We start from the raw sequence: 21,987 nt of genomic DNA on the forward strand, positions 1-21,987 counted from the left end.
GGGTCCTTTAGGGTCGAGGCATGCGCTATGACCTGATCATCTTCGACAACGACGGCGTCCTGGTGGACAGCGAGCCGATCTCCAACCGGCTGCTGGCCGCCTATCTGACCGAGCTGGGGCACCCGACGTCGTACGAGGAATCGATCCGGGACTACATGGGCTCGGCGATGCACCGGATCCACGACCTCGTCCTGGAGCGGACCGGGCAGCGGCTGCCCGAGGACTTCGACGACGTCTTCCATGCGCGGGTCTTCGCCGCGTTCGAGCGGGAGTTGAAGCCCGTGGCAGGCGTAGGTGACGTGCTGGAGAAGCTGGCCGCGGACGGGGTGCCGTACTGCGTGGCCTCCTCCGGGAGTCATGAGCGGATCCGGGTGGGGCACCGGACGACGGGACTCGACCGCTGGTTCGCGGCGGAGAAGGTCTTCAGTTCGCAGGATGTGGGGCGGGGCAAGCCGGCGCCCGATCTCTTCCTGTACGCGGCCGAGCGGATGGATGTCGCTCCGGAGCGGTGCGCGGTCGTAGAGGACTCGCCCTTGGGCGTGCAGGCGGCCGTGGCGGCCGGGATGGACGTGTACGGGTTCACCGCGATGACGCCGGCGGAGCGGCTCGCGGGGGCCAGCCAACTCTTCTGTGGCATGGAGGAGTTGGCTGACCTGCTGGTATGACCCGCGCCATCCGGGTGGGGCTGACATTTGTCATGCGGACCACCGGACGATCGTTTCTGGTGGCCGACCCCGCCCGGCGGCGAAGCTAAGGGCATGACGAAGAACACGGGGATCCAGGGCCGCAGCAACGACCAGAAGCAGAACCCGAGCGTGCTGGACAACTTCAAGCCGCTGCTCGTGGATGTGGCGGTGCCGCTCGGCTCGTACTACCTCTTCAAGGACGCCTTCGGGATGAGCACCTTCGCGGCGCTCGCCTGGAGCAGCGTGGTGCCGGCGGTGCGGACCGTGTGGGGGCTGGTCAAGGAGCGGAAGACCAACGCCCTGGCCGGGCTCATCCTGGTCGTCAACCTCGTCTCGCTGCTGCTGAGCTTCGTCTCCGGGGACCCGCGGCTCATGCTCGCCAAGGACGGCGGGGTCAGCAGCACGGTCGCCATCGGGATCCTGGTCTCCGTCGTACTCGGCAAGCCGATGATGACCGCGGGTATGAAGCCCTTCCTGGTGAAGGGGGACGCGGCCAAGGAGGCCGCCTGGCAGCGGCTGACGTCCGGGGCGGCGGCCGGGTCCGCGGCCTTCCTGCGCAAGGAGCGGGCGTTCTCCGTCGTGTGGGGTGTGGCGCTGCTCGCCGAGTGCATCGCGCGGGTCGTGGGCGCGTACACCATTCCCCTGGACACCATGGTGTGGCTCGGCACGGTCTTCCTGATCGGGGCGATGGGGATCGGCTTCGTCGTCGGCGGTGGCCTGGCCGTCGAGCCGATGGAGAAGATGCTCGCCGCCGAGGTCGAGGCCGAGGCCGGCAAGGCCGAGACGCCCTCGGCCGCCGCCGTCGCTGCCTGAGTCGTCGCTCGGTGAAGCTGAAGGAAATTCATCTTTGGCTGGATCTACCCACAGGTACCCCGGGGCCCTACGCTCGCCGCCATGACTGATGTGCTGCGGCGCGGTAGGGCCTCGTTGGCGTTCAGCTTCTTCGCCCAGGGCGCCGCCTTCGCGCTGCTCGTGACGCGCATCCCGGCCATCCAGGACCGGTACGGCATCTCGGACGCGCTGCTGCCGGTCTTCCTGGCCGCCGTGCCGATCCTCGCCGGGGCCGGCAGTGTGACGACCGAGCAGCTGGTCAAGCGGGTACGGCCCAGCCGGCTGTTGCGCTGGTCCCAGCCGGTGGTCCTGCTGGCGCTGCTGGGCGTGGGGGCGGGCGGGCAGCTGGCCGAGCTGGCCGTGGCCCTTGGTGTGTTCGGCCTTGCGGTCGGTGCGCTGGACGCCTCGATGAACATGCTCGGGGTGAGCCTGCAGCGGACGTACCGGCGCAGCATCATGCTGAGCTTCCACGCCGCCTACAGCCTGGGCGGGATCGTGGGGGCCTCGCTGGCGTGGGTGGGGGCGCACTGGCATCTGGCGCTGTGGGTGTCGTATCTGCCGGTGGCGGCCGTACTGCTGCCCGCGGTGCTGGTGGGGAGCCGGTGGTACGTCGACGGGGATCCGGCGCCGGTGGCCGAGGAGCAGGGGGCGGGCGGGGCCGTCGTCTTCAGGCTGCTGCTGCCGCTGTGTCTGGTGATGACCTTCGCCTACATCGGGGACTCGACGGTCTCCAACTGGAGCGCGAAGTATCTGAAGGACGTGCTGGGCAGTTCCGAGCAGCTGGCGACCGTGCCGTACAACGTGTACATGGTGACCACGCTGGTGGGGCGGGCCATCGGGGACTTCGGGGTACGGCGGTTCGGGGCGGCCGCGGTCGTACGGCTCGGGGCGCTGGTGGCGGCCGGCGGGTTCGCGGTGGTGAGCGTGGCGCCGGACGCGTGGGTCGGGATGCTCGGGTTCACCCTGCTGGGGCTGGGGCTGTGTGTGCTGGTGCCGCAGACGTTCGCGGCGGCGGGGCGGTTGTTCCCAGGGGCTTCGGATGCGGCGATCGCGCGGCTCAACATCTTCAACTACGTGGGTTTCCTGGTCGGTTCGCCGTTGGTGGGGGCGCTCGGGGATGCGTGGAGCTATCGGGGGGCCATGCTGGTGCCGATGGTGTTGGTGCTGGTGACGCTGGTGTACGCCAGGTCGTTCGCGGCTCAACCGGACCGATACGGTGGCGGGCATGAGCGGCCGCGCACAGCTGATGTGGGACGAGGCAGTAACGGGCTATGACTTCGGGCCGGACCATCCGATGGATCCGGTTCGGCTGGAGCTGACCCGGAAGCTGGTGGGTGCCTTCGGGCTCGACCGGGAGATGGAGGTCGTCGCGGCGAAACCGGCCGGGGAGTCGACGCTGCGGCTGGTCCACCGGGAGGACTACATCGACGCCGTGAAGGCCGCGTCGGCGGATCCGCGGTCGGCCGACGGGTCGTACGGGCTCGGTACGGTGGACGATCCCGCGTTCGCCGGGATGCACGAGGTGTCCGCGCTGATCGCGGGGCAGTCGGTGGGGGCGGCGGAGGCGGTGTGGCGGGGGGACGCCGATCACGCCGTGAACTTCGCGGGCGGGCTGCATCATGCGATGCCCGGCGGTGCGTCGGGGTTCTGTATCTACAACGACGCGTCCCTGGCCATCGCGCGGCTGTTGGAGCTGGGCGCCGAGCGGGTCGCGTACGTGGACGTCGACGTGCATCACGGGGACGGGGTGCAGGCCGCGTTCTGGGAGGATCCGCGGGTTCTGACGATTTCGCTGCACGAGCATCCTCGTACGTTGTTCCCGCAGACCGGGTGGCCGCAGGAGACCGGGGCCGGGGCGGGCGAGGGGGCGGCCGTGAACGTGGCGTTGCCTGCGGGGACCGGGGATGCGGGGTGGCTGCGGGCGTTTCACGCGGTGGTGCCGGAGCTGCTCGCCGAGTTCCGGCCGCAGGTGGTGGTTTCGCAGCATGGGGCCGATACGCACTTCGAGGATCCGCTGGCGCATCTTGCGGTGTCGTTGGATGCGCAGCGGGCTGTGCAGGTGGCGTGTCATGAGCTGGCGCATGAGCATGCGGGTGGGAAGTGGGTCGCGTTGGGCGGCGGCGGATATGCCGTGGTGGATGTGGTGCCGCGGTCGTGGACGCACCTGGTGGGGATTGCCGCGGGGCGGGAGGTCGCTCCCGAGGCGGTGATTCCTGAGGGGTGGCGGCGGGACGTGTTCGCCCGGACTCGGCAGTTGGCTCCTCAGCGGATGACTGATGGGCGGTGGCCGGTGTCCTTTGCTTCCTGGGAGTCGGGGTACGACCCCGCTGATCGCTTGGATCAGGCTGTGCTGGCTGCTCGGCGGGCTGTGTTTCCGATGCGAGGTCTGCTGCCGTGAGCGTCAGGGGGCTCCGCCCCCTGTACCCCCGTTTCCCACTGGCCCACCCGTCTCGGTCGGCTTGAGAAGGCGCCCCATTAGGCCAACCGTGCGGTGTTCCCCCGTTCTCGCCCCGGCCCCGCCCCCAATGCGTCACCATCGCAACCGTGTTGACCGCCGATGCCCTGCGAGCGCATCTGCTGGCTGTCGGGCTGGCCGGGGAGGTGGCTACCTCTCGGGAGGACAGTCTTCGTAGCTATCGGCTGTTCGCGGCTCGGGATCCCCGGGTGCTGATCGGGATTGATCCCGAGTGGCGCTGGGGGCAGCGGGATCTGCTTGAGCTGATGGCGGAGAAGTGCGGGGTTTCGGCCGATCCTCGGCACACTTCGGGGCCGGATGTGATCGATCCGGAGCGGACGCTGGCCGCGCTGGACGCGTTCGCGGAGCGGATCCGGAGTGCGGCCCGGCGGGGTGCGCCCGTGCTGTTCGGCACCGGGCATCCGCATCGGCTGCTCGGGTTCTACGGCGGCTTGGCGGACGCGCTGTCGGCGGTGGGGTGTGAGGTGCTCACCCCGGCGCAGGGTCGCTGTGTCGACATATTGACCCGGTTCGGTCTACGCACGCACCGCCTCGACTACGTACGAGGTGTTGCCTTGGTGCGAGAACCGGGGGTCGAGCGCCCCGGTTGTGAGCCGGGTGTGCACAGCCATTCGCCGCTGCCGGTTCGGGTCGCTCTGGCGGCTGCGGCCGAGGCCGGCGGGCCGCTGCCCGAGCTGGTGATCGGTGACCATGGCTGGGTCTGCGGTGCAGGTCAGCTGGGGTTCGAGGCGATCGGTCTGGCAGATACGGATGATCCCGCGGTGTTCGTGGGGGAGGCGGAGGGGGTCGTGTCCGTCGCCGTTCCGGTTGATGATGGCGTGCGGTCTGCTTACTACCGGCCGATGACCCGCTACGTACTCAATCGAGCGTGTCTGTCACAGTAGGCCGCCGATGGGTGCACCTCTTCCCCACTCGCATCACCCGCCCCTACATTGGGGAGTGAGCACGCAACGACGAAGAGTCACCGGAAGGGGAAGCCGGTGTCCCGTCGAGTGCGGAAGGTTCAGGTGTGTCATGGCTGCTGACGAGAGGCCTCTGAACGAGGTTGTGTTCCTTACCGTGGCGGAGGTCGCTGCGGTGATGCGAGTGTCGAAGATGACCGTGTACCGGCTGGTGCACAGCGGTCATCTGCCCGCGATCCGGGTGGGGCGGTCCTTCCGCGTCCCCGAGCAAGCGGTACACGAGTACCTCCGTGAGAGCTATGTGGGGGTGGAGACGGCCTGACGAACGTCCTCGATTACAACCTCAGCGCTCGGGCGGGTAGGCTGGCCCCTCGTAGGTCGTATGGGCCCATGGCGCCCAAACACCGAGTGATGAGAAGTGAGCGAGGGTAGTCGTGGGCTCTGTTATCAAGAAGCGGCGCAAGCGGATGGCCAAGAAGAAGCACCGCAAGCTGCTCAAGCGCACGCGCGTTCAGCGCCGTAACAAGAAGTAAGCGGCGCCGCGAGAGCGTGTTCCTGTGGCCTCCCATCCAAAAGGGTGGGGGGCCACAGGTATGTCCGGGGGTACCTGGCATATTCCGATCAGGGAATTTCTGTCGCCTCGTGCATCAGGCGGTCATCACAGCGCAACAGCGAACCGCTAGGTTGGCCGTACACGGGGACCGCGGGAAGGAAGGCGCTGATCTTGGGGAAGGTCGTGCTCGTCACCGGAGTGGCCCGGCAACTGGGCGGCCGGTTCGTGCGGCGGATCCAGCGGGACCCGGAAGTCGACCGGGTGATCGCCGTGGACGCGGTGCCTCCGGCGCACCATCTGGGCGGGGCCGACTTCATCCAGGCCGACATACGGCAGCCCACGATCGCCCGGGTGCTCGCCGAGACGGGCGCCGACACGGTCGTCCACCTGGATGTGACCGGCACCGCGCTGGGCGGCGGCAGCCGGGCCACGGTCAAGGAGACCAACGTCATCGGCACCATGCAGCTGCTCGGCGCCTGTCAGAAGTCGCCGACCGTGCAGCGGCTGGTGATCAAGTCCAGTACGAATGTGTACGGGTCCGCGCCGCGGGATCCCGCCGTGTTCACCGAGACGACCCCGCCCAAGTCGCTGCCCAGCGGCGGCTTCGCGAAGGACGCGGTGGAGGTCGAGGGGTATGTGCGCGGGTTCGCCCGGCGGCGGCCGGACGTCGCCGTGTGCGTGCTGCGGTTCGCCAACATCCTCGGGCCGACCGCGGACACCCCGCTCGCCTCGTACTTCGCGTTGCCCGTCCTGCCGACCGTGTTCGGCTACGACCCCCGGCTGCAGTTCGTGCACGAGGACGACGTCATCGAGGTGCTGCGGATCGCCTCGCACGAGCCGCGCCGGGGCACCCTCAACAGCGGCACCTTCAACATCGCCGGGGACGGCGTCCTGCTGCTCTCGCAGTGCTCGCGGCGGCTCGGGCGGCCCACCGTGCCGCTGCTGCTGCCCGCGGTCACCTGGGCCGGTTCGCTGGTGCGTACGCTGGGCATGACGGACTTCTCCCCGGAGCAGATCCGGCTGCTCACGCACGGCCGGGTGGTGGCCACGGACCAGATGCGCGAGACGCTGGGATTCACGCCCAAGTACACGACGGCGGAGACGTTCGCGGACTTCGCGCGCAGCGAAGGACCCGGGCTGCTGCCGCCGGAGGCCCTCGCAGGGGCCGTGGACCGGATCGCCGCGCTTGCCGCGAAGGGCGGCGGGCACCTCCCGACGCACAGCGCCAACTGAGGAGCGCAGCAACGATGGCGGACGCCAAGGTCATTCCGTTCGACGACGACCGGTCCCGCGGGGGTGCCGCGCAGCGGCCGTCGCGGCGCCGGAGCGCGGGCCGGCGCGGCGCGGCCGGTGAGTCCGCGCCGGTCGGCGAGGTCCAGCCCCTGCCCACCAGGACCGTCCCGCAGGACGATGTCTCCGTGACCCGGGAGGAACAGCCGTTCGCCGAGCCACCCGGCGACGGCGGCCTCGAACGGCGCATCGCGGGCGGCCTGGCCTTCCTGCGCCGCCGGCTGACCGGGGAGTACGAGGTCGACGACTTCGGCTACGACGAGGAGCTGACCGACCAGGTCCTGATGTCGCTGCTGCGGCCGGTGTACGAGAAGTACTTCCGGGTCGAGGTGAAGGGCGTCGAGAACATCCCGGCCAAGGGCGGGGCGCTGATCGTCGCCAACCACTCCGGGACGTTGCCGCTGGACGGCCTGATGATGCAGGTCGCCGTGCACGACCACCACCCCGCCGACCGGCATCTACGCCTCCTCGCGGCCGACCTGGTCTTCGTCCTCCCGGTGGTCAACGAACTCGCCCGCAAGCTGGGGCACACCCTCGCCTGTGCGGAGGACGCCGAGCGGCTGCTGGGGCAGGGAGAGCTGGTCGGGGTGATGCCGGAGGGCTTCAAGGGCATCGGGAAACCGTTCGGCGAGCGCTACAAACTCCAGCGGTTCGGCCGGGGCGGTTTCGTCTCCACCGCACTGCGCCAGGGCGCGCCGATCATCCCCTGCTCGATCGTCGGGGCCGAGGAGATCTACCCGATGATCGGCAACTCCAAGACCCTGGCCCGGGTGCTGGGTTTCCCGTACTTCCCGCTGACGCCGACGTTCCCGTGGCTCGGGCCGCTCGGGGCGATCCCGCTCCCCACCAAGTGGACGATCCAGTTCGGCGAGCCGATCCCGACGGACGGCTATCCGCCGGAGGCGGCCGAGGACCCGATGCTGATGTTCAACCTGACGGACCAGGTCAGGGAGCAGATCCAGCACACGCTGTACAAGCTGCTGGTGCAGCGGCGGTCCGTGTTCTTCTGAGTTCTTCCGAGTACTTCCGACCGTCCGGGTACGGCGACGGGGGCGCCCCAGCTCGGAAAGGGCGCCCCCGCTGTCGTAGGCGTGTGGTGGCTAGTTGGTGTCCTCGCTGTTGATGCCCAGGCCGGGCAGCAGGCCCGGGAGGAGCGGTGGGACGGTGACGTCCGGTGCGCTCGTGGGCGGTTTGCTGGCGGACGGGGAGCCGCTGGTGGAGCCGATCTTCGGCGGGTCGAGCAGACCGCCCGTGTTGCCCCCGATCAGGCCGCCCCCGCTGTCGCCGGAGGCCGAGCCGCTGGGGCTGCCGGAGCCCGTGTGCTTACCGGCGGACGGCGTGCCGCCGGTGCTGGGCGCGGTCGCACGGTGGGTGCCGGAGGAGCCGGTGGATGCCGAGCCGGAACCCTGCCGCTTGCCGTCGCCGGTCTGGGCGGGCTGCTGCGGCAGCAGGGACTGCAGCGGGGCGACCTCTTGGTCTATGGCGTCAAAGACCGACGAGACCTGTTTGGTGACGTCTCTGAGCTGCACCGGCAGCTTGTCGCTCAGTGCGCTCCAGGCCTCGCGGTGGACCCGGGAGAACGTGGAGAGGGCCTGGATGGGGCCCAGGGACTCGGGGTCGCGCTCATAGGCCGCGTGCAGCAGGCGATGGCCTTCGGTCACGTCGTGCTGCATGCCGGACAGGGTGCGGCGGATCTCGCCGATGGACTCGTGGTCGAGGTGGCCGCTGCGGCCGCGCTCCATCAGCCGACGGGCCTCGCTCAGCCGGGTGGAGGCCTGGTCGAGGTACGTCTGGCCGCGCTCGTCGTCCCCATCGCTCAGGTAGTTGAGTCTGAAGTCCTCGATGCCGCGCTTGAGGCCGTACAGCGAGTCGCCGGGCAGGGCGTCGGAGCTGGCGGCGGCGACCCCGCCGAAGGCCCCGGCGGCCACACCGACGCTGAGCCCGCCCGCGGCGAGCCCCTTGGTCAGGCGGGAACGCGGTCGCAGCTTGCCCAGCGGGCTCGCCCGGTGCGCACCCCGGCCCTTCGAACGCTGCTCGGGCACCGAGGTGTCCGTCGCCCCGCCCGCCGTGCCCTCCTGGAGCATGGCCTCCATCGCCGCCACCAGTTGGGCGCGCTGGACGACCTTGACCTCGGGGTCGAGCTGCGGCCTGGGCAGCGCGTCGAGATCCGCGGTGAGGGCCAACAACCGGCCCTGCTCGGTGCGCTCCTCGGTGGTCGGCGGTGCTTCCGCCGGTGCTGCGGACTGCTCGGCCGCCGTGTCCCGGTCGGACTGCTCCTCCAGAGCCTGGGCGAAGGCGTTCGCCCGCCGGTGCGCCGATACGTTCGCGATCACTGGCGGCACCTCCTCTCGTCATGACGGTCGACTCCCCAGGGGGTCCTGAGGGTTGCACGCCCACGACCACTTCACACGATCGAGCGATCGGGGGCGGCCAGGACGTGACCACAGGGAGCCTGTATCCCGCACAACGACTGGCGCGGCACTTGGGTTACGGACGGCGGATGATCGGGTCAGAAAGGCAACAGGCTCTCACGGAACGTGAGTTGGATGTCGCCCACGGTGGCGCACGGTCAGCGTGCGTCGTCCGGGAGGAGCCGGGCGAGGGTGCGCACGGCCCGGTACTGGAGGGTCTTGATGGCGCCCTCGTTCTTGCCCATCACGCGGGCGGTCTCGGCGACCGAGAGGCCCTGGAGGAAGCGGAGCGTCACACACTCCTGCTGCTGGGGGTTGAGCCGGCGTACGGCGTCGAGCAGCGCGGCGTTGGAGAGGGACTCCAGGACGGAGTCCTCCGGGGAGCGCTCGACCTCGTTGGCGTCGAGCATCTCACCGGTGGTGACCTCCAGTCGGAAACGGCTGGACTTGAAGTGGTCGGCGACGAGGTTGCGGGCGATCGTCACCAGCCAGGCGCCGAAGTCGCGGCCCTGCCAGGTGAAGGTGCCGATCCTGCGGAGCGCCCGCAGAAAGGTCTCACTCGTCAGGTCCTCGGCGGTCGCCTTGCCGCCCACCCGGTAGTAGATGTAGCGGTACACGGTGTCGCTGTATTGGTCGTAGAGGCGGCCGAAGGCCTCGGCCTCGCCGGACTGGGCGCGCTCCACGAGGTCCATCATCCGGGCGCTGTCACTGTCGGCGGCCGGCCGACGGGCGGTGGGCGCGCCGGCCGCGCGGCTGCGTCTGCCGACGGCCGCGCTGCCCTCGGCCAGTGCGTAGCACGGGCCGACGGGCGCGGCGGCGGCGAAGGCGGGGACGGCGTACGCGGTGGGGACGAAGCCACGCAGCGTCTCTTTGACCGTTGCGACCGTTGCGCGCAGCGTAGCCAGGCCCGAGGCGTCAACCCCGACGTGTGGGTACACGGGACTCCCAGAGGCAGAGCTTCCATCACGTGCAGTGCGGGACCATTCACCCGTCGTAGCGACGGAGAGGTACCGGTTTGCGTCTGAGGAGAATAACGCTTCGTGCAGGCACTGCTACACCCAGTTGCTCAAATCATCGATTACGTCGCTTCTGTAACCGATTGATGCCCCTTCAAGTGCCTTAGGCTGACCGGTTGTTGATCGGAAAAGGGCGGGTTTCGGTGAAGTGTGGGGCGTGTTGGGGGGAGGCAGGCATAATCCGGCGGCAGGCGACACGTTTCGGCATCGGTGGGCACATGACAGATGCGGGGTCGGTGACAAGTGGCCCGTGCTGTTGCCGGGCGGGGACGGGGACGCTTGCCGGCGCCGGCAGGGTGCCGCTGCGCCCACCCGTGCCGCCCCAGCGGCACGACTGCCCGCAGCGGGGGCGGGACTATCGCCGACGCCGGCTCAGTGCGATCGCTGCCGCAGTGCCACCGGCGACCGCGCCCACGCCTGCCGCTGCCGGGATGCCGACCTTCGCTGCCTTGCGGCCCGTGCGGTAGTCCCGCAGGCGCCAGTCCTTTTCGCGGGCGTGTTTGCGGAGCTTGGCGTCCGGGTTGATCGCGTAGGGGTGGCCGACCAGGGAGAGCATCGGGATGTCGTTGTGGCTGTCGCTGTACGCGGCGCACCGGGAGAGGTCCAGTCCTTCGGCCGCGGTCAGCGCCCGTACCGCCTCCGCCTTCGCCGGGCCGTGCAGCGGCTCGCCGACCAGCTTGCCCGTGTAGACGCCGTCGACGGACTCCGCCACCGTGCCGAGCGCGCCCGTCAGGCCGAGGCGGCGGGCGATGACCTGGGCGATCTCGACCGGGGCGGCCGTGACCAGCCACACCTTCTGGCCCGCGTCCAGGTGGGCCTGGGCGAGGGCCCGGGTGCCCGGCCAGATGCGGTCGGCCATGTACTCGTCGTAGATCTCCTCGCCGATCGTCTCCAGCTCGGCGACGCGGTGGCCCTTGACGATGGAGAGTGCGGAGTCGCGGGCGTCCTGCATGTGTTCCGGGTCCTCGACGCCGGCCAGCCGGAACCAGGCCTGCTGCCAGGCGAACCTGGCCAGGTCGCGCGTCTCGAAGAACTTCCGCTTGTACAGGCCCCGCCCGAAGTGGAACAGGGCGGCACCCTGCATCACGGTGTTGTCGAGGTCGAAGAAGGCGGCCGCCTTGTCGTCGCCGATGACGGGGAACTGCGGTTCCTGCTCGGCGACCTCAGGGGTCTCCTGTGCTTCCTGTGCTTCCTGCGAGGATTTGCGGGCAGCCTCCGCCGAGGCCTCGCCTGCCAACACGCTCCGCGCCGTGGCGGAGCGCCTACGGGGAGTGAGCCATCCGAGAGCGGCCATGGCGTGAGCATAGCCAGTTTGTTCGGGGGTTCCGGAGTCGAGAGGTTGGAAGGGTGTGAACTCTGCGCGGCCGCGTCGTTAAAGAGGCGCGAGAATGGCCGACATGAGTCCCCTCTTCCGGCGTAGGGCCGCCCCTCAGGAGCGGCTGGTGACCCTGATCCGCAAGCCCGGCTGTCATCTGTGTGACGACGCCGAGGCCGTGATCGAAAAGGTCTGTGGCGAGCTCGGTGTTCCCTGGGAGCGCAAGGACATCACCGAGGACAAGGAACTGCACGACCAGTACTGGGAGCAGATTCCCGTCGTCCTCGTCGACGGCAGGCAGCACACCTTCTGGCGGGTGGACGAGGGTCGCCTCCGCAAGGAACTGACCGAGTAGTACAACGCGATGCCGAACGTCCCTTAGGATCGACGGCGGTTTGGTCTCGGGGGCGGGATTCGCGAGGAGTGTGTCGGTTTTGCCCCTAGGAAGGGCCCAGGAATGACGCGCGTGACCCCGGTCACGTTGGCCGGGCAAATCGGACACCATCTTTGTGCACGCGTTCACAAAGACATAGCCTGCTGTCGACGGGGCGGTCTGGGGACGTATGACCGCCTGCAGCCCCGCTCTACCCGCAGGAGCACCGTGGCAACTGGCCGAACACACCGACCGGCGACCCGTAGCCGAGGGATTCCCGAGGCCACCGTCGCCCGGCTTCCGCTGTACCTCCGAGCCCTGACCGCACTGTCGGAGCGCTCGGTACCCACGGTCTCCTCCGAGGAACTGGCCGCGGCGGCGGGGGTCAACTCCGCCAAGCTGCGCAAGGACTTCTCGTACCTGGGCTCCTACGGAACGCGCGGTGTCGGCTACGACGTGGAGTATCTCGTCTACCAGATCTCCCGTGAACTCGGCCTCACCCAGGACTGGCCGGTTGTCATCGTCGGTATCGGTAACCTCGGCGCCGCCCTGGCCAACTACGGCGGCTTCGCCTCCCGTGGCTTCCGGGTGGCCGCGCTGATCGACGCCGACCCGGCGATGGCCGGAAAGCCGGTGGCGGGCATCCCCGTCCAGCACACCGACGACCTCGAGAAGATCATCAAGGACAACGGGGTCTCCATCGGCGTCATCGCCACCCCGGCCGGTGCCGCCCAGCAGGTCTGCGACCGGCTCGTGGCCGCCGGTGTGACCTCCATCCTGAACTTCGCGCCGACCGTGCTGTCCGTCCCGGACGGCGTCGACGTGCGCAAGGTCGACCTCTCCATCGAGCTGCAGATCCTCGCCTTCCACGAGCAGCGCAAGGCCGGCGAGGAGACCGCCGCGGGCGACGGCGCGCTGACCGCGGCCGCTCCCCGTGGCGCAGCCGCCGACCATTCCGCCGACCAGGGGCCCGACGGGGACGTACCCGCCGTGATGCCGGCATGAGTCTCCTCGTCGTCGGGCTGAGCCACCGCAGCGCACCCGTGAGCGTGCTGGAGCGGGCCGCGCTGAGCGCGGACGCCCAGGTCAAGCTGGTCCAGGACACGGTCGCCGCCGAGCCGGCCACCGAGGCCGCGGTGCTCGCCACCTGCAACCGCATCGAGCTGTACGCCGACGTGGACAAGTTCCACGCCGGTGTCGCCGAGCTGTCCACGCTGCTCGCCCAGCACAGCGGGGTCGGCCTGGAAGAGCTGACTCCCTACCTCTACGTGCACTACGAGGACCGGGCCGTCCACCACCTGTTCTCGGTGGCCTGCGGTCTGGACTCGATGGTCGTCGGCGAGGGACAGATCCTCGGCCAGATCAAGGACTCCCTGGCCCTGGCCCAGGAGCTGCACAGCGCCGGCAAGCTGCTGAACGACCTGTTCCAGCAGGCTCTGCGGGTCGGCAAGCGCGCCCACTCCGAGACCGGTATCGACCGGGCCGGCCAGTCGCTGGTCACCTTCGGTCTGGAGCAGCTGGCCGCGGGCGGCGACGTCCAGGACTGGGCCGCGGGGCGGAAGGCGCTGGTCATCGGCGCCGGGTCCATGTCCTCGCTGGCTGCTGCCACGCTGGCGCGTGCGGGGGTGGCCGAGGTCGTCGTCGCCAACCGCACCTTCGAGCGCGCCGAGCGCCTCGCCCAGATACTGACGGAGGGCGACGAGACGGCGGTGGCCGCCCGCGCGGTACGGATGGATGCCGTGCCGGGCGAGCTGACACGTGCCGACGTCGTCGTCTCCTGCACCGGGGCGACGGGCCTGGTGCTGACGGCGGGGGCGGTCGCCCAGGCGGTCGAGGGCCGCACCGGGGAGCCTGCCGCCGAGACCGGTCCCACGGCCGTGGAGCCGGCGACCGCGCTGCCGCCCACCAGCGTCGGCACCGAGGACAGCTGCCCGCTGGACCTGGCCGCCGTGCAGGGTGCGACCGGCTTCTCCGTGCTCGGCGAGGCCGCCGTGGCCGGCATGGACGCGGCCACCCTGGAGCAGCACGCGGCCTGGGTGGACAACGGCACCGTGGACCGCCGTGAGGCCGCCCGGCGCAGCCCCGAGGCCGACGCCGAGCTGATTACCGCGCTCGCCGCGACCGCCGCCACGGTCGGCCGCATCCCCGAGCGCCGCAAGCCCGAGCCGGTCGCCGTGATCCCACGTCCGGCTCCGGCCCTGTTCCTCCTCGACCTTGCCATGCCCCGCGACATCGACGCGGCCGTGCACCGGCTGGCCGGGGTGCGGCTGGTGGACATCGAGTCCCTGGCCGAGGCCTCCGCGGGCGCTCCGATGGCGGCCGATGTGGACCTGGTCCGGCGTATCGTCTCCGACGAGGTCGCGGCCTTCGGCGCGGCGCAGCGGGCGGCGCACATCACGCCTACCGTGGTCGCGCTGCGCACCATGGCCGCCGACGTCGTCGCCAGTGAGATCGCGCGGCTCGACGGCCGCCTGCCCGACCTGGACGAACGCCAGCGCGGCGAGATCCGCCAGGCCGTGCACCGGGTCGTCGACAAGCTGCTGCACGCGCCGACCGTACGCGTCAAGCAGCTCGCGGCCGAGCCCGGCGGCGCCGGGTACGCGGACGCGCTGCGCACCCTGTTCGACCTCGACCCCGAGACGGTGGCCGCCGTCTCCCGGGCCGGGGACAGCACAGACAAGAAGGACCGACCGGCATGACTGAGAGAGCACTGAGACTGGGGACCAGGCGAAGCAAGCTCGCCATGGCCCAGTCCGGGCAGGTGGCGGAAGCCGTGAGCCGGGTGACCGGCCGGCCCGTCGAGCTGGTCGAGATCACCACGTACGGCGATGTGTCCCGCGAGGCCCTCGCGCAGATCGGCGGCACCGGCGTGTTCGTCACGGCGCTGCGCGACGCGCTGCTGAAGGGCGAGGTGGACTTCGCGGTTCATTCGCTCAAGGACCTGCCGACCACGCAGCCCGAGGAGCTGGTCCTGGCCGCCGTACCGGTGCGCGAGGACCCGCGGGACGTGATCGTCGCCCGGGACGCGCTGAAGTTCACGGACCTGCCGCGGGGCGCCCGCATAGGCACCGGCTCCCCGCGCCGCATGGCGCAGCTGAACGCGTACGCGCGCGCCCACGGCCTGGACATCGAGACGGTCCCGATCCGCGGCAACGTCGACACGCGGATCCGATACGTCCGCGACGGCGAACTGGACGCCGTCGTGCTGGCCGCCGCCGGACTGAACCGGATCGGCCGCAGCGACGAGGTCACCGACTTCCTGTCGGTCGACACGGTTTTGCCCGCCCCCGGTCAGGGGGCCCTGGCGATCGAGTGTGCCGCGGACCACGCGGACCTCATCGCGGCGCTCGGTGAGCTCGACGACCCGTTCACGCGGGCCGCCGTCACCGCCGAGCGATCACTGCTCGCCGCCCTGGAGGCCGGCTGCAGCGCCCCTGTGGGCGCGCTGGCCGACCTTCTGGCCGACGGGCAGATTGTCAAGGAAATGCGCCTGCGCGGCGTCGTCGGCACGACCGACGGCACTCGCATGGTGCAGCTGTCCACCACCGGTCCCGTGCCCCAGACGCACGAGCAGGCGATGGCACTCGGGCGCGAACTCGCCACCGAGATGCTCGCCCAGGGCGCGGCCGGTCTGATGGGGGAGCGAGCACATTGAGCCCCACCACCCTTCCCACCGGCCTCGAACACGGGCACGTCACCTTCCTCGGTGCCGGACCCGGGGATCCGGGACTGCTGACTCTGCGCGCCGTGGAGGCGCTGTCGAAGGCGGACGTCCTGGTCGCCGAGCACGACGTGCTCGACGTGATCCGGACGCACGCCCGACAGGGTGTCTCCGTCGTGCCGATGGACGCGGTCTCCTCCTCGGATCCGCTTCCGGGCACGGGCACGCCCCAGCTGACGGTCGTTGACGGCACGTCAAAAACCACTGCTGTCCCGCCCGTGCGGGATGCCGCTCATCTTGTCATGGAGGCTGCGCGGAGCGGCAGGCGGGTCGTCCGTGCGGTGTCCGGGGACCCGGGACTTGATACGTACGCGGGCGAGGAAATGCTCGCCTGCGCCGCCGCCGGTGTGCCCTTCGAGGTCGTACCGGGTGTGGCCGCCGCGGTCGGCGTGCCCGCGTACGCGGGTGTGCCGCTGCGGGACGCACAGGGCGCGGACGTCCGGTTCGTGGACGCCCGTACCGCCTCCGACCGCTGCTGGACGGAGGTGGGCGCGTCCGACGGCACGGTGGTGGTGTCGACGACGCTGGACTCCGTGGCGGCGGCCGCGGGCGAACTCGTCTCCGCGGGCCGCAAGCCGGACACCCCGTTGACGGTCACCGTCGCCGGTACGACGACCCGTCAGCGGACCTGGACGGCGACGCTCGGCACGATCGCGCAGACGCTGAAGCAGGCGAAGGTGCTGCCGTCGCCGGACGGCGGCCGGCCGGTGATAGCCGTGGTCGGTGAGCGTTCCGCCGCCGCCCAGCGCGACCAGTTGTCGTGGTTCGAGTCCAAGCCGCTGTTCGGCTGGAAGGTGCTCGTGCCGCGTACGAAGGAGCAGGCGGCGTCGCTCTCCGACCAGCTGCGGTCCTACGGTGCCGTGCCGCACGAGGTCCCGACGATCGCCGTCGAACCGCCGCGTACGCCCCAGCAGATGGAACGTGCGGTCAAGGGGCTGGTCACGGGCCGGTACGAGTGGATCGCCTTCACGTCGGTGAACGCGGTGAAGGCGGTACGGGAGAAGTTCGAGGAGTACGGCCTCGATGCGCGGGCCTTTGCCGGCATCAAGGTCGCGGCCGTGGGCGAGCAGACGGCCAAGGCGCTGGTCGCCTTCGGTGTGAAGCCGGATCTGGTGCCTTCGGGTGAGCAGTCGGCCGCGGGTCTGCTGGAGGACTGGCCGCCCTACGACCCCGTCTTCGACCCGATCGACCGGGTGTTCCTGCCCCGTGCCGACATCGCGACCGAGACGCTGGTCGCCGGGCTCATCGAGCTGGGCTGGGAGGTCGACGACGTCACGGCCTACCGGACCGTGCGGGCCTCGCCGCCGCCGGCGGAGACGCGGGAGGCGATCAAGGGTGGTGGCTTCGATGCCGTGCTCTTCACGTCGTCTTCCACTGTCCGGAACCTGGTGGGTATCGCGGGCAAGCCGCACAACGTGACGGTGATCGCCTGTATCGGCCCGGCTACGGCGAAGACTGCCGAGGAGCACGGCCTGCGGGTGGACGTGATGGCTCCGGAGCCGTCGGTGCACAAGCTGGCGGAGGCGCTGGCGGACTTCGGGCTGAAGAGGCGGGCTGCCGCCCTGGAGAACGGGGATCCGGTGACTCGGCCGAGCGAGCGTCGGCCGGGCGCTCGTCGGCGCCGTACGACGACTTGATGTGTGGCGGAGCGTTCCCTGCCGGGGCACTCCGCCGGACTGTCGTTGACGATCTCTTGCCGGACAACTGGGCACCGGTGCGAAGCGGCCGGGTGCCGTCTCCGGCGAAGCCTGGTATGTGCTGCACAGTGACGGGTTCACCCGGCCGAGTGATGGCCGGGTGAACGTGCGGTGGAGTGTCATACGTGTGTGTACGTTGGGTGATCGTGAAGCTGGTGGTGCAGATCAGGCTGCTGCCGACGCCCGTGCAGGCGGCGGCACTTGAGGCGACCCTGAGCGCCTGCAACGAGGCGGCCACTTGGGCCAGCGGCGTGGCTTTCGAGAAGGATGTGAAGAAGAACTTCGCGCTGCGCGAGCACACCTACGGCGAGATCAAGGCCCGGTGGCGGCTGGGTGCCCAGGCTGCCCAGCACGTGATCAAGAAGACCTGCGACGCCTATGTCGTGCTGAAGGCGAACCTCAGGGCCGGGAGCCTGGGCGCGCCCAGCTCGAAGCGGTACCGGAAGGCCACTGGGAAGCCGATCGCCTTCCGGACGCAGAGCGCGCAGCCGTACGACGACCGGATGCTGTCCTGGCAGATCACCGAGCGTCGGATCTCGATCTGGACGGTCTCCGGGCGGATGAAGGACGTGGCGTTCACCGCCTCCCCGGAGCAACTGGCGACGCTGGCGCTGTACCGCAAGGGCGAGTCCGATCTCGTGTGCCGGGACGGCATGTGGTTCCTGTTGGCCACCTGTGAGGTGCCCGAGGCGCGGCTGAACACGGATCCAGTGGACTTCCTTGGCATTGACCTGGGCATCGTGAACATCGCTACCACCAGTGACGGCGAGATCATGGCCGGGCAGGCGCTGAACCGTATCCGGGTACGCGAGCGGAAGCTGCGCGCCAAACTCCAGAAGAAGAACACTCCGTCAGCCAAGCGCCGCCTGAAGAAGCGGCGGCTCAAGGAGGCACGGCGGGCCAGAGACATCAACCACAAGATCGCGAAGCATGTGGTGGCCGAGGCTGAACGCACCGGTCGCGGGATCGCCCTGGAGGATCTGACGGGCATCCGCGAGCGGGTACGGCTTCGTAAGCCCCAACGGGCCACCCACTCCAGCTGGTCCTTCGCCCAGCTGGGGATGTTCATCGCGTACAAGGCCCGCCGGGCCGGAGTGCCGGTGGTGTACGTCGATCCGGCGTACACCTCCTGCACCTGCGCCGAGTGCGGGCACATCGACAGGGCGAACCGGGTCAGTCAGGCCTTGTTCGCGTGCCGGTCCTGCGGATTCGTTGATCACGCAGATCGGAACGGCTCCCGCAACATCCGCGCCCGTGCGTGGGAGTTGTGGCGATGCGGGGCCCCGTCAACGGCCCCTGCCTTGCCACCGCGCCAGCGGGGTGGGGTTGGACGCAAACGCAGCGCCACAGCCAGTGGTGCCCGTTGTGCAAGCCCGGGACTTCCAGCCCCGGGTAGTTGACGGCTATGAGGTCGTTGTGTCCTCCAACTCGTACATGGTCATGCTGAGCGTGCTGGTGGCCGAGTCGATGAAGTCGTAGATCGTGGGCTGGCCGCCGGTCGGGGCGAAGGTGGCGCGTGCATGGCACCACGCGTAGAACGCTGGGAGGCGGGCGGATTCAGGGATCGCCAGGGGAGCGCAAAGACTTTGTATGACGGCGTCGCTATGCCCGTGAATGGCGCGAATGAGCTGTCTGTGGGCCGCCTGTAATCCGGTCAGCGGGCCGACAGGGCGTCGGCAAAGGCGGGGGCCGGGCGGGCGTAGCGTAGAGGGATGACGAAGTACGGATCATTCCCCGGTACGCGTCCCCGGCGGCTGCGGACCTCGCCCGTCATGCGGCGGATGGTCGCCGAGACGCGGTTGCATCCCGCCGACTTCATCCTTCCGGCGTTCATCCGGGAGGGCGTCAGCGAGCCCGTGCCGATCGCGGCCATGCCCGGCGTCGTCCAGCACACCCGGGACAGCCTGAAGAAGGCCGCTGCGGAGGCGGTGGAGGCCGGGATCTCCGGGATCATGCTCTTCGGTGTGCCGGAGGAGTCGAAGAAGGACGCGTTCGGGACCCCGGGTACCGATCCGGACGGGATCCTTCAGGTCGCCATCCGGGATGTGCGGGCCGAGGTCGGCGACGACCTGCTCGTCATGTCCGACCTGTGTCTCGACGAGACCACCGACCACGGGCACTGCGGAGTGCTCGACGCGCAGGGGCGGGTCGACAACGACGCCACCCTGGAGCGGTACGCCGAGATGGCCCAGGTGCAGGCCGATGCGGGGGCCCATGTGGTGGGGCCCAGCGGGATGATGGACGGTCAGATCGGCGTCGTCCGCGATGCGCTGGACCAGATCGGCCGCGAGGACGTCGCCATCCTCGCCTACACCGCCAAGTATTCCTCCGCCTTCTACGGCCCCTTCCGCGAGGCCGTCGCCTCCTCCCTCCAGGGTGACCGGAAGACCTACCAGCAGGATCCGGCCAACTGGCGGGAGTCCCTGCGGGAGCTGGAGCTGGACCTGGCCGAGGGTGCGGACATGGTGATGGTCAAGCCGGCCGGACCGTACCTCGACATCCTGGCCAGGGTCGCCGACAGCGTGGACGTGCCCGTCGTCGCCTACCAGATCTCGGGCGAGTACTCGATGGTCGAGGCCGCCGCCGAGAAGGGCTGGGTGGACCGGGACCGGGCCATCTTCGAGACGCTGACCGGCATCAAGCGGGCCGGGGCGCGCACCGTCCTCACGTACTGGGCGACCGAAGTGGCGCGGAAGCTGCGCTGAGGAACACGGTTCGAGATCGGTCCGGTACCGAAAGGGTGCCGGACCGGCTTCTGTGTGCCTTCGGTTCGGAAACGGAATGAACTCGGTTTCGGGAACGTCCGGTAGCTGCCCCCGGAACACCCTGTGATCATGGGCGGATCTGTCCTGAAAACGATGTTTGGCGCCTGCCACAACGGGAATGACGTGCTCTCACCAAACCCCTAATCTCTGCGCCTGGCCTGATCCGTTCCGGAGGGTCTGGACGTCGATCCCTGGGGGGTTGCCATGAGCTGGTTCATCGAGGCACTCAAGAAGTACGCGGTCTTCAGCGGGCGTGCGCGCCGCAAGGAGTACTGGCTGTTCACGCTGTTCGCGTCGATCATCTACGTCGTGCTGGCGGCCGCCGGCGCCGCGGCCCACGCGCCCTACATCGTCGGCATCGCCGTGCTCGGCCTCCTGCTGCCGGCCTGGGCCGTGACGGTGCGCCGGCTGCACGACACGGGCCGCTCGGGCTGGTGGATCCTCTTCGGGATCATCCCGCTGATCGGCTCCATCGTCCTGCTGGTCTTCTACTGCACGGACGGCCAGGCGGGCACGAACAAGTACGGCCCGAACCCGAAGGAAGCCCCGGCGGTCGCGTAACACCGCGCTCGCGCAGCTGCTGTACCGAGGCCGCCCGGCCGTCGTCCGGGCGGCCTCTGCTCGGTGGGGGCCCGTCCCTGGCGGTGTCCGGATCCCGGAATTACGCATGTAGGCGGCACTTACCTTTCCTAGGCTGCGGGCAGCACAGATGGTCCCCGCAGTTGAAGGAGCCGTGTCATGACCGTCGCCGAGCCCGCGCCGCCCCGCGCCCCCGTTCCGCCGCTCGCGGCCCGCGCCCGCAGCGTGGGAGGTTCGCCCGTACGGGACATCCTCGCGGTCACCGCACGCCCCGAGGTGATCAACTTCGCGGGCGGTCTGCCTGCTCCCGAGCTGTTCGACCGGGACGGCATAGCGGCCGCGTTCCGGGACGTGCTGGCCGAGACCCCGGCGCAGGCGCTCCAGTACTCCACCACGGAGGGCGAACCGGCGCTCCGCTCCGGGCTGGCGGCCCGCATCACCGCGTCCGGTCTGCCCACCGCCCCCGACGACCTGCTCGTCACCACCGGCTCCCAGCAGGCCCTGTCCCTGCTGGCGACCGCGCTGATCGAGCCAGGCGACACAGTCCTGGTCGAAAGCCCCTGCTATCTGGCGGCCCTTCAGGTCTTCGGGCTGGCAGGGGCCAGAGTGGTGCCCGTGCCGGGAGACGAGGCGGGAGTCGACCCGGCGGCCCTGGAAGAGGCGGTGCGGCGCGAGCATCCGAAGCTGCTCTACCTCGTCCCCACCTTCCAGAACCCCACCGGCCGCACGATGCCGACCCCGCGCCGGGAGGCCGTCGCCGCCGTGGCCGCCCGCCAGGGGCTGTGGGTCATCGAGGACGACCCGTACGGCGAACTCCGCTACGACGGCACCCGCGCACCCTGGATCGCCGCCTGCCCCGGCGCCGAGGACCGTGTCGTCCTGCTCGGCTCCTTCTCCAAGGTCATGGCCCCCGGTCTGCGTCTGGGCTGGCTGCGCGCCCCCGCGGACCTGCGGCGGGCGTGCGCGGTGGCCAAGCAGGCGGTGGACCTGCACACCCCGACCCTCAACCAGCTCGCCGCGGCCCGCTACCTGGACGTCCTGGACGCCCACGTCGCCCGCGTCCGGGCCGTCTACGGCGAACGCCGGGACGCCATGCTGGCCGGCCTTCCCGAGGCCCTCCCGGAGGGCTCCGCCTGGAGCCGGCCCGAGGGCGGCATGTTCCTGTGGGTCCGCCTGCCGGACTCGTACGACACCACGGCCCTGCTCCCGCGCGTGGTGGAGCAGGACGTGGCCTACGTCCCCGGCGCCCCCTTCTACGCCGCCGACCCCGACCCCGCCACCCTGCGGCTGTGCTTCGTGACACAGACGCCCAAGGAGATCGCGGAGGGGCTGCGCAGACTGGGCCGGGGACTGAGCCGCTGAGCGCACTGGG

Annotated in this window: 21 protein-coding genes; 18 read left to right on the top strand and 3 right to left on the bottom strand. The window is 70.1% G+C overall.

The genetic code is table 11. The annotated features are described in order from the left end of the window. Positions 1 to 20: 20 nt before the first annotated feature. The 9 genes from AQI88_RS09505 (at position 21) to AQI88_RS09540 (ending at position 7,748) form a co-directional block, all read left to right on the top strand. The gene (locus AQI88_RS09505; protein ID WP_066995089.1) at positions 21 to 665 is read left to right on the top strand and encodes an HAD family hydrolase; all 645 of its coding nucleotides are present in this window, start codon (positions 21 to 23) and stop codon (positions 663 to 665) included. Between the two features lie 93 nt (positions 666 to 758). After that, entirely contained in the window at positions 759 to 1,499 is a 741-nt protein-coding gene (locus tag AQI88_RS09510; protein ID WP_066995092.1) for a VC0807 family protein, read from the top strand. Between the two features lie 81 nt (positions 1,500 to 1,580). Beyond that, entirely contained in the window at positions 1,581 to 2,792 is a 1,212-nt protein-coding gene (locus AQI88_RS09515; protein WP_066995095.1) for an MFS transporter, read from the top strand. Then, positions 2,743 to 3,915: an acetoin utilization protein AcuC gene (locus tag AQI88_RS09520; protein ID WP_066995099.1), complete on the top strand. Its 1,173-nt coding sequence runs from the start codon at positions 2,743 to 2,745 to the stop codon at positions 3,913 to 3,915. Before AQI88_RS09515 ends, AQI88_RS09520 begins: the two co-directional genes overlap by 50 nt. Before the next feature lie 146 nt (positions 3,916 to 4,061). Then, positions 4,062 to 4,877 (top strand): phosphatase, encoded by an 816-nt coding sequence (locus tag AQI88_RS09525; RefSeq protein ID WP_066995102.1) that lies wholly within the window; start codon positions 4,062 to 4,064, stop codon positions 4,875 to 4,877. A gap of 130 nt (positions 4,878 to 5,007) precedes the next feature. Continuing rightward, the gene (locus AQI88_RS09530) at positions 5,008 to 5,217 is read left to right on the top strand and encodes a helix-turn-helix domain-containing protein (RefSeq protein WP_066995105.1); all 210 of its coding nucleotides are present in this window, start codon (positions 5,008 to 5,010) and stop codon (positions 5,215 to 5,217) included. A gap of 112 nt (positions 5,218 to 5,329) precedes the next feature. Further along, a complete protein-coding gene (locus AQI88_RS42860) occupies positions 5,330 to 5,428 on the top strand; it encodes a 30S ribosomal protein bS22 (RefSeq protein WP_003948845.1) in 99 nt (32 codons plus the stop codon). Between the two features lie 191 nt (positions 5,429 to 5,619). Further along, positions 5,620 to 6,681, top strand: coding sequence for an NAD-dependent epimerase/dehydratase family protein (locus AQI88_RS09535; RefSeq protein WP_066995109.1), 1,062 nt, complete (start codon positions 5,620 to 5,622; stop codon positions 6,679 to 6,681). A 14-nt stretch (positions 6,682 to 6,695) separates the two neighbouring features. Continuing rightward, the gene (locus tag AQI88_RS09540) at positions 6,696 to 7,748 is read left to right on the top strand and encodes a lysophospholipid acyltransferase family protein (protein WP_066995112.1); all 1,053 of its coding nucleotides are present in this window, start codon (positions 6,696 to 6,698) and stop codon (positions 7,746 to 7,748) included. A gap of 90 nt (positions 7,749 to 7,838) precedes the next feature. Here the strand turns inward: AQI88_RS09540 and AQI88_RS09545 are convergent, their stop codons facing one another. From AQI88_RS09545 to AQI88_RS09555, 3 genes are all read right to left on the bottom strand, one after another. Further along, positions 7,839 to 9,071: a DUF5667 domain-containing protein gene (locus tag AQI88_RS09545; RefSeq protein WP_066995116.1), complete on the bottom strand. Its 1,233-nt coding sequence runs from the start codon at positions 9,069 to 9,071 to the stop codon at positions 7,839 to 7,841. A 236-nt stretch (positions 9,072 to 9,307) separates the two neighbouring features. After that, positions 9,308 to 10,087, bottom strand: a complete 780-nt coding sequence (locus tag AQI88_RS09550) for an ECF subfamily RNA polymerase sigma factor, BldN family (RefSeq protein WP_066995119.1) — start codon at positions 10,085 to 10,087, stop codon at positions 9,308 to 9,310. Between the two features lie 433 nt (positions 10,088 to 10,520). After that, entirely contained in the window at positions 10,521 to 11,459 is a 939-nt protein-coding gene (locus tag AQI88_RS09555; protein WP_079057494.1) for an HAD family hydrolase, read from the bottom strand. A gap of 94 nt (positions 11,460 to 11,553) precedes the next feature. Between AQI88_RS09555 and AQI88_RS09560 the strand changes: the two genes are divergently transcribed. The 9 genes from AQI88_RS09560 (at position 11,554) to AQI88_RS09600 (ending at position 21,977) form a co-directional block, all read left to right on the top strand. Next, the gene (locus AQI88_RS09560) at positions 11,554 to 11,835 is read left to right on the top strand and encodes a glutaredoxin family protein (RefSeq protein WP_208615747.1); all 282 of its coding nucleotides are present in this window, start codon (positions 11,554 to 11,556) and stop codon (positions 11,833 to 11,835) included. Between the two features lie 246 nt (positions 11,836 to 12,081). Then, positions 12,082 to 12,858, top strand: coding sequence for a redox-sensing transcriptional repressor Rex (locus tag AQI88_RS09565; RefSeq protein ID WP_066995125.1), 777 nt, complete (start codon positions 12,082 to 12,084; stop codon positions 12,856 to 12,858). Next, positions 12,855 to 14,552, top strand: a complete 1,698-nt coding sequence (locus AQI88_RS09570; protein ID WP_066995128.1) for a glutamyl-tRNA reductase — start codon at positions 12,855 to 12,857, stop codon at positions 14,550 to 14,552. Before AQI88_RS09565 ends, AQI88_RS09570 begins: the two co-directional genes overlap by 4 nt. After that, positions 14,549 to 15,508, top strand: a complete 960-nt coding sequence (hemC, locus tag AQI88_RS09575) for a hydroxymethylbilane synthase (protein ID WP_066995131.1) — start codon at positions 14,549 to 14,551, stop codon at positions 15,506 to 15,508. Before AQI88_RS09570 ends, hemC begins: the two co-directional genes overlap by 4 nt. After that, positions 15,505 to 17,211: a bifunctional uroporphyrinogen-III C-methyltransferase/uroporphyrinogen-III synthase gene (locus AQI88_RS09580; protein WP_066995135.1), complete on the top strand. Its 1,707-nt coding sequence runs from the start codon at positions 15,505 to 15,507 to the stop codon at positions 17,209 to 17,211. Before hemC ends, AQI88_RS09580 begins: the two co-directional genes overlap by 4 nt. A gap of 206 nt (positions 17,212 to 17,417) precedes the next feature. Continuing rightward, positions 17,418 to 18,671 carry an RNA-guided endonuclease InsQ/TnpB family protein gene (locus AQI88_RS09585; RefSeq protein WP_066996040.1) on the top strand — a complete coding sequence of 418 codons (1,254 nt, stop codon included), beginning with the start codon at positions 17,418 to 17,420 and terminating at the stop codon, positions 18,669 to 18,671. A gap of 312 nt (positions 18,672 to 18,983) precedes the next feature. Beyond that, positions 18,984 to 19,976, top strand: coding sequence for a porphobilinogen synthase (gene hemB / locus AQI88_RS09590; protein ID WP_066995138.1), 993 nt, complete (start codon positions 18,984 to 18,986; stop codon positions 19,974 to 19,976). Between the two features lie 264 nt (positions 19,977 to 20,240). Then, positions 20,241 to 20,597 carry a DUF805 domain-containing protein gene (locus AQI88_RS09595; RefSeq protein ID WP_066995141.1) on the top strand — a complete coding sequence of 119 codons (357 nt, stop codon included), beginning with the start codon at positions 20,241 to 20,243 and terminating at the stop codon, positions 20,595 to 20,597. A gap of 177 nt (positions 20,598 to 20,774) precedes the next feature. Next, complete coding sequence (locus tag AQI88_RS09600; RefSeq protein WP_066995144.1) at positions 20,775 to 21,977, top strand: aminotransferase-like domain-containing protein; 1,203 nt, start codon at positions 20,775 to 20,777, stop codon at positions 21,975 to 21,977. Positions 21,978 to 21,987: the final 10 nt, after the last annotated feature.

The organism is Streptomyces cellostaticus (genome assembly GCF_001513965.1).
Taxonomy (GTDB): domain Bacteria; phylum Actinomycetota; class Actinomycetes; order Streptomycetales; family Streptomycetaceae; genus Streptomyces; species Streptomyces cellostaticus.